General features: G+C 71.7%; 4 protein-coding genes and 1 pseudogene. 4 read left to right on the top strand and 1 reads right to left on the bottom strand.

Annotated elements, in window-relative coordinates:
- Positions 1–742: 742 nt before the first annotated feature.
- Complete coding sequence (locus G3I42_RS18335; protein ID WP_164287313.1) at positions 743–2,179, bottom strand: gamma-aminobutyraldehyde dehydrogenase; 1,437 nt, start codon at positions 2,177–2,179, stop codon at positions 743–745.
- A gap of 218 nt (positions 2,180–2,397) precedes the next feature.
- Here G3I42_RS18335 and G3I42_RS18330 point away from each other — a divergent pair, with 218 nt between their 5' ends.
- From G3I42_RS18330 to G3I42_RS18315, 4 genes and pseudogenes are all read left to right on the top strand, one after another.
- Positions 2,398–2,886 (top strand): Lrp/AsnC family transcriptional regulator, encoded by a 489-nt coding sequence (locus G3I42_RS18330; RefSeq protein WP_164287311.1) that lies wholly within the window; start codon positions 2,398–2,400, stop codon positions 2,884–2,886.
- Complete coding sequence (locus tag G3I42_RS18325) at positions 2,871–4,250, top strand: aspartate aminotransferase family protein (protein ID WP_164287309.1); 1,380 nt, start codon at positions 2,871–2,873, stop codon at positions 4,248–4,250. Before G3I42_RS18330 ends, G3I42_RS18325 begins: the two co-directional genes overlap by 16 nt.
- Before the next feature lie 781 nt (positions 4,251–5,031).
- Complete coding sequence (locus G3I42_RS18320; RefSeq protein ID WP_164287307.1) at positions 5,032–5,784, top strand: ATP-binding cassette domain-containing protein; 753 nt, start codon at positions 5,032–5,034, stop codon at positions 5,782–5,784.
- Positions 5,766–6,383 (top strand): annotated as a pseudogene (locus tag G3I42_RS18315) (hypothetical protein); the annotation flags it as partial. The gene G3I42_RS18320 and the pseudogene G3I42_RS18315, both read left to right, overlap by 19 nt.

Raw genomic sequence — 6,383 nt, 5'->3', positions numbered from 1 at the left:
GCCGCACGCGCCGAGCCCCAGCAGCCCCGCCGCCGCGGCGCCATCACGCAGGACGGCACGTCGCGTCGGAACGCCGCGCGGCACACGCGACGTACGCGACGTACCGAGCGCGCGGGGCATGCGCGGCGCGCGCGACGTGGACGCCGCCCGGGACGTACGCGACGTCGCGGTGAAGTCGGCGGCGGCGTCCGCGGAAAGGGACCGGGGTATCCATGGCTTCGGCACGCGCGCAGCATGACGCGCGTCACACGCCAACGGCAATCGACGTCGCGTCCTCGCGGGGCGGCGCGGAGAAGACAGAGTGTCGATGGCGGTACGGGTACGACGCGACGCGCATCCCAGGCGCGCAGCCCCGCCGCGCAGGCGGCGCGTTCCGAGCACGCGACGTACCCCCGCGACGTCGCGCCCCGCCACGCGACGTAGCCCCCCACGACGCGACGTGGCCCCGCTCGCGATGTCCGCCTGCACGAGGCGACGTGGCCCCTAAGCGACGCGACGTGCCCCCCACCGCGACGCCACGCGACGTACCGCGCGCCCCGTCCCCGCTACGCCTCGCCTCGCGGCATCCCCCGTACCCCCGCAACGTCGCACCCCACCACGCGACGCCCCTGACACTCCCGACACCCCACCCCACCAAGAAACGGCCCGCACCGCGCCCCAGCGCGGCACGAGCCGTCTTCATCCCCCCTCGGAAGCCGACCGGGCCCGCCAATCCGGACCCGCCCCCCCGGAGGGCCTCGCCTCAGTCCAGCGACGTCATCACGTGCTTGACGCGCGTGTAGTCGTCGAAGCCGTAGAGCGACAGGTCCTTGCCGTAGCCGGACTTCTTGAAGCCGCCGTGCGGCATCTCCGCGACGAGCGGGATGTGCGTGTTGATCCACACGCAGCCGAAGTCGAGCGACTTGGACATCCGCATGGCGCGCGCGTGGTCCTTCGTCCAGACGGACGAGGCGAGGGCGTACTCGACGTCGTTCGCGTAGGCGAGGGCCTGCGCCTCGTCGGTGAAGGACTGCACGGTGATGACGGGCCCGAAGACCTCGTTCTGGATGATCTCGTCGTCCTGGCGCAGCCCGGAGACGACGGTCGGCGCGTAGAAGTAGCCCTTGTCGCCGACGCGGCGTCCGCCGGTCTCGACCTTGGCGTGCGCGGGCAGCCGGTCGATGAAGCCGCTGACCTGGGCGAGCTGGTTGGCGTTGTTGAGCGGCCCGTAGAAGGCGTCCTCGTCGTCGGGCCCGGCGGTGCGCAGTTCGGCCGCGGCCTTGGCGAGAGCGGTGACGAACTCGTCGTGCACCGACTCGTGCACGAGGACACGCGTCGCGGCGGTGCAGTCCTGCCCGGCGTTGAAGTAGCCGGCCTCGGAGATGCCCGCGACGGCCTTCGCGACGTCGGCGTCCTCGAAGACGACGACGGGTGCCTTGCCGCCCAGTTCGAGATGGACGCGCTTGAGGTCCTTGGCCGCCGAGCCCGCGACCTCGGTCCCGGCGCGCACGGAGCCCGTGATGGAGGCCATGGCCGGGATGTCGTGCTCGACCATGAGGCGTCCCGTGTCGCGATCGCCGCACACGACGTTGAAGACGCCGGCGGGCAGCACGGAGCCGATGATCTCGGCCATCAGGACAGTCGAGGCGGGCGTCGTGTCCGAGGGCTTGAGGACGACGGTGTTGCCCGCCGCGAGCGCCGGGGCGAACTTCCAGACGCCCATCATCATCGGGTAGTTCCACGGCGCGACCTGCGCGCAGACGCCGATCGGCTCGCGCCGTACGAAGGACGTGAGCCCCTCCATGTACTCGCCCGCCGAGCGCCCGTCGAGCATGCGCGCCGCGCCCGCGAAGAAGCGGATCTGGTCCACCATCGGCGGGATCTCCTCGCTACGGGTGAGCCCGACCGGCTTGCCGGTGTTCTCGACCTCGGCGGCGATGAGTTCCTCGGCGCGCTCCTCGAAGGCGTCGGCGATCTTCAGCAGCGCGCGCTGCCGCTCCGCGGGCGTCGCGTCGCGCCACGCCGGGAACGCCGCGGCGGCGGCGTCCATAGCGGCGTCCACGTCCGCGGCACGCGACAGGGGCGCCGTCGCATATGCCTCGCCGGTGGCCGGGTTCACGACCCGCGTGGTCGCGCCGTCCGCGGCGTCGCGGAACTCGCCGTTGATGTAGTTGCGCAGTCGGCGCAGTTCGGTGGTCACTGCCGGCCCTCCTGTCGGTGTCCGAAGCCCGGTGTCCAGGGCTCCCTGTCCACAGCTCCGTGTCCAAAGCCTGAGACACCCACCCTAGCCGTTAAGGCGACGCTTTCGACACACCCACTCCCCGTCGGCTGCGGAATCGGTGTTTTCAAAGCCTTGGAACAACGGATTTCATCGATTTGGGCTTGCGGAACTGCGGAGTCCTCGGGCAGAGTGAGGGCGTGGTCAGTCGCAGCTCAGAATCCAGGACCGGTAGCGGCAGCTCATCGATCGATGCCGTCTCGCTGGCGATCATCGAACAACTCCAGGAGGACGGCAGACGCCCGTACGCCGCGATCGGCAAGGCCGTGGGCCTCTCCGAGGCGGCGGTGCGCCAGCGCGTGCAGAAGCTGCTCGATCAGGGCGTCATGCAGATCGTCGCGGTCACCGACCCGCTCACCGTGGGCTTCCGGCGGCAGGCGATGGTCGGGATCAACGTCGAGGGCGACCTCGATCCCGTGGCCGACGCGCTCGCGGCGATGCAGGAGGTCGAGTACGTCGTGCTCACCGCCGGCTCCTTCGACCTGCTGGCCGAAATCGTGTGCGAGGACGACGACCACCTTCTCGATGTGATCAACAGACGGATCCGCACCCTCCCCGGAGTGCGCTCCACCGAGAGCTTCGTCTACCTCAAGCTCAAGAAGCAGACCTACATGTGGGGAACCCGATAGCCGTGAGCAAGGACCTCTCCCGAACCGCGTACGACCACCTGTGGATGCACTTCACCCGCATGTCGTCGTACGAGAACGCGCCCGTCCCCACGATCGTGCGGGGCGAGGGCACCTACATCTACGACGACCAGGGCAAGCGCTACCTGGACGGCCTGGCGGGCCTCTTCGTGGTCCAGGCGGGTCACGGGCGCGCCGAACTGGCCGAGGCGGCGCACCGTCAGGCGAAGGACCTCGCGTTCTTCCCCGTCTGGTCCTACGCGCACCCCTCCGCGATCCAGCTCGCCGAGCGCCTCGCCCACCACGCCCCGGGCGACCTCAACAAGGTCTTCTTCACGACGGGCGGCGGCGAGGCCGTCGAGACCGCCTGGAAGCTCGCGAAGCAGTACTTCAAGCTGACCGGCAAGCCGACCAAGCACAAGGTCATCTCGCGCGCCGTCGCCTACCACGGCACGCCGCAGGGCGCGCTGTCGATCACCGGGCTGCCCGCGCTCAAGGCGCCGTTCGAGCCGCTCGTACCGGGCGCGCACAAGGTGCCGAACACCAACATCTACCGCGCGCCGATCCACGGCGACGACCCCGAGGCCTTCGGCCGCTGGACCGCCGACCAGATCGAACAGCAGATCCTCTTCGAGGGCCCCGACACCGTCGCGGCCGTCTTCCTCGAACCGGTCCAGAACGCCGGCGGCTGCTTCCCGCCGCCGCCCGGCTACTTCCAGCGCGTACGGGAGATCTGCGACCAGTACGACGTCCTCCTCGTCTCCGACGAGGTGATCTGCGCCTTCGGCCGCCTCGGCACGATGTTCGCGTGCGACAAGTTTGACTACGTGCCGGACATGATCACCTGCGCGAAGGGCATGACCTCCGGCTACTCGCCGATAGGCGCCTGCATCGTCTCCGACCGCCTCGCCGAGCCCTTCTACCAGGGCGACAACACCTTCCTGCACGGCTACACCTTCGGCGGCCACCCCGTCTCCGCCGCCGTCGCCCTCGCCAACCTCGACATCTTCGAGCGCGAGAACCTCAACCAGCACGTCCTCGACAACGAGGGCGCCTTCCTCGCCACCCTGGACAAGCTCCGCGACCTCCCCATCGTCGGCGACGTCCGCGGCAACGGCTTCTTCTACGGCATCGAGCTGGTCAAGGACAAGGCCACCAAGGAGACCTTCACCGACGAGGAGAGCGAGCGCATCCTCTACGGCTTCGTCTCCAAGAAGCTCTACGAGTACGGCCTGTACTGCCGCGCGGACGACCGCGGCGACCCGGTCATCCAGCTCTCGCCCCCGCTCATCTCCGACCAGTCCACCTTCGACGAGATCGAGGGCATCATCCGCCAGGTCCTCACGGAGGCATGGACGAAGATCTGACCCCGGCCCCATGCCCGGCCCCAGGCCCCCGGCCCCGTCTCACTCTTGCGGGTGAGAGCGGGGGCCGGGGTGTTTTTCGCGCGTGGGGGGAGGCGAGGCGTCGGGTGAAGGCGATGGGCAGTGGGGCGACGCGGCGTGGGACGACGCGACGTCGTGGGTGCGAGGCGACGCGACGTGAAGCGACGCGACGTCGTGCGGCACGAAGCGACGCGACGTGGTGGGCGATCCGGTACGTGGCGCGACGCCGCTGGCCGCGACGTGGCGCGCGACGCCTGGCGCGCACGCGACGTCGCCCCCGACGCGATGTCGCGACCCAACGGCACGTACGCGACGTACCACGCGTCGGCGCGCAGGAGGCGGGGCGGCTTGCGTACGCGATGTCCGACGTAGCCGCGCCCCCGCGACATCGCCGCGCGACCTGGCCGGACACGGCGCGACCTCGCATGCCTCCTACGCGACGTACCCGCCGCCTACCCGCCACGTCCTCGCCGCGCCCGCGCGACGTAATGACGCGACACGACGTGCTGACGCGACGTGACCACGCGACGTGACGGCGCGATGTCGCGACGTCCACCGTCGCGCCGTGCGCCGGATGGCGCGCGACGCCGCACCCCGCGTGTTACGTTCCAGGCGATTTAGGGACGAACAACGCGCTCCGCGCGACGGCCCGCGTGCCCACGCGACGTCAGTCCGCCACCACGCGCCACGCGGCGCGGCACCGTCGCGTCGACCGCGAGCCGCCCCGCATCCGACGGCCCCGAGCGGAACTGAGGTGCACTGCATGGCTGCCCCCTCGCCATCCCCGGCCGACGACGTGCTGCGGGCCGAGGGCCTGCATGTGACCCGTCGCGGCTCCCCCGTGCTGAGCGACGTGACGCTCAGCCTGCGACACGGCGAGATCCTCGCCGTGGGCGGACCACGCGGCAGCGGTCGCTCCACCCTGCTGCGCTGCCTCGCCGGCATGGTCCGCCCCGACCAGGGCGGCATCTGGTTCGACGGCGCGCCGCTCCACGAGTTGTCGACCGCGCGCCGCGCCCGCGTACGGCGCGACCACTTCGGCTGGCTGGAGGAGAAGCCGCACCTCTCCCCGGAGCTCACCGCATGGGAGAACGCCGCGCTGCCGCTCCTCCTGCGCGGCGTCCCGCACCGCGTCGCACGCGACGTCGCGACGGAGTGGCTGGAACGCCTCGACGTCGCCCACTGCGCGCGACGCCGCCCTCACGCGCTCACCCACCTGGAGCAACGTCGCATCGCGATGGCCCGCGCGCTCACCGGCACCCCCGCGCTCCTCTTCGCCGACGAGCCGACCGCCACGCTCCACTCGGCCGACCGCGCCGTCCTGCTGCGCACCCTGGTCACCGCGGCGCGCACGCATGGCATCAGCATGCTCCTCACGACCCACGGCGACGAAGCTGCCGAACTCGCCGACCGCTCCGTCTCCCTGCACGACGGACGCCTCGCCCACGCGACGTCCGTCTCCGGTGACGTTCCCGGTACGGAAGAGGGGAGGGCGACGTGCTCAGTCTCCGTCTAGTACGCGGCGGCAGGCCGCTCGTCCAAGCGCGACGCCTCCTCGTGAGCGCGGCGTCGGCGGGCACCGGCTTCCTCCTCCTGGCCGCCCTCGGGCACGCCCTGTCGCACGACGGCGCGGCAAGCTCGGTCCAGCGCCTCGCCTGGTGCCTCGTGCCCCTGGCCGCCACGGTGTACGTCGCGGTCGCGGTCTCCCGCACCGACCCCGCGCTCCGTCCGGAGCGCGGCCAACCGCCCTACGGCCTCTCCCCCCGCGGTCTGCGCCTGCTCACGGCCACGGCCAGCGCGGCGTTCTGCGCCCTGGGCTCCGTCGCCGCCCTGCTGCTCTTCCTCCTCGCCCGCGGCAGCCTCGGCGTCCAGCCTCTCGGCGACGGCGCCGCGAAGGCGCTCGGCACAGGCTTCGACCTGCCCGTCGCGGCCGTCATCACGCTCCTGGCCCTCGTCCCCGTCGCGACCGCGGTGGCGACCGCTGCCTTCACTCCGTCGCCCACCGCGTCGGGAACGGCGCGCGCGACGCCGCCCGCGACGTCGGCCCCGCCGGGCCTGCCCTGGGGCGTCGCGCTGCTCGCGGGCGGGTTCGCCGTACGCGCCACCCTCGGCGAG

Origin of the sequence: Streptomyces sp. SID11385 (assembly GCF_010548245.1) — a bacterium.
Classification (GTDB): domain Bacteria; phylum Actinomycetota; class Actinomycetes; order Streptomycetales; family Streptomycetaceae; genus Streptomyces.
The sequence above is the reverse complement of the archived record's forward strand: the minus strand, read 5'-3'. Positions and strand labels throughout refer to the sequence as shown.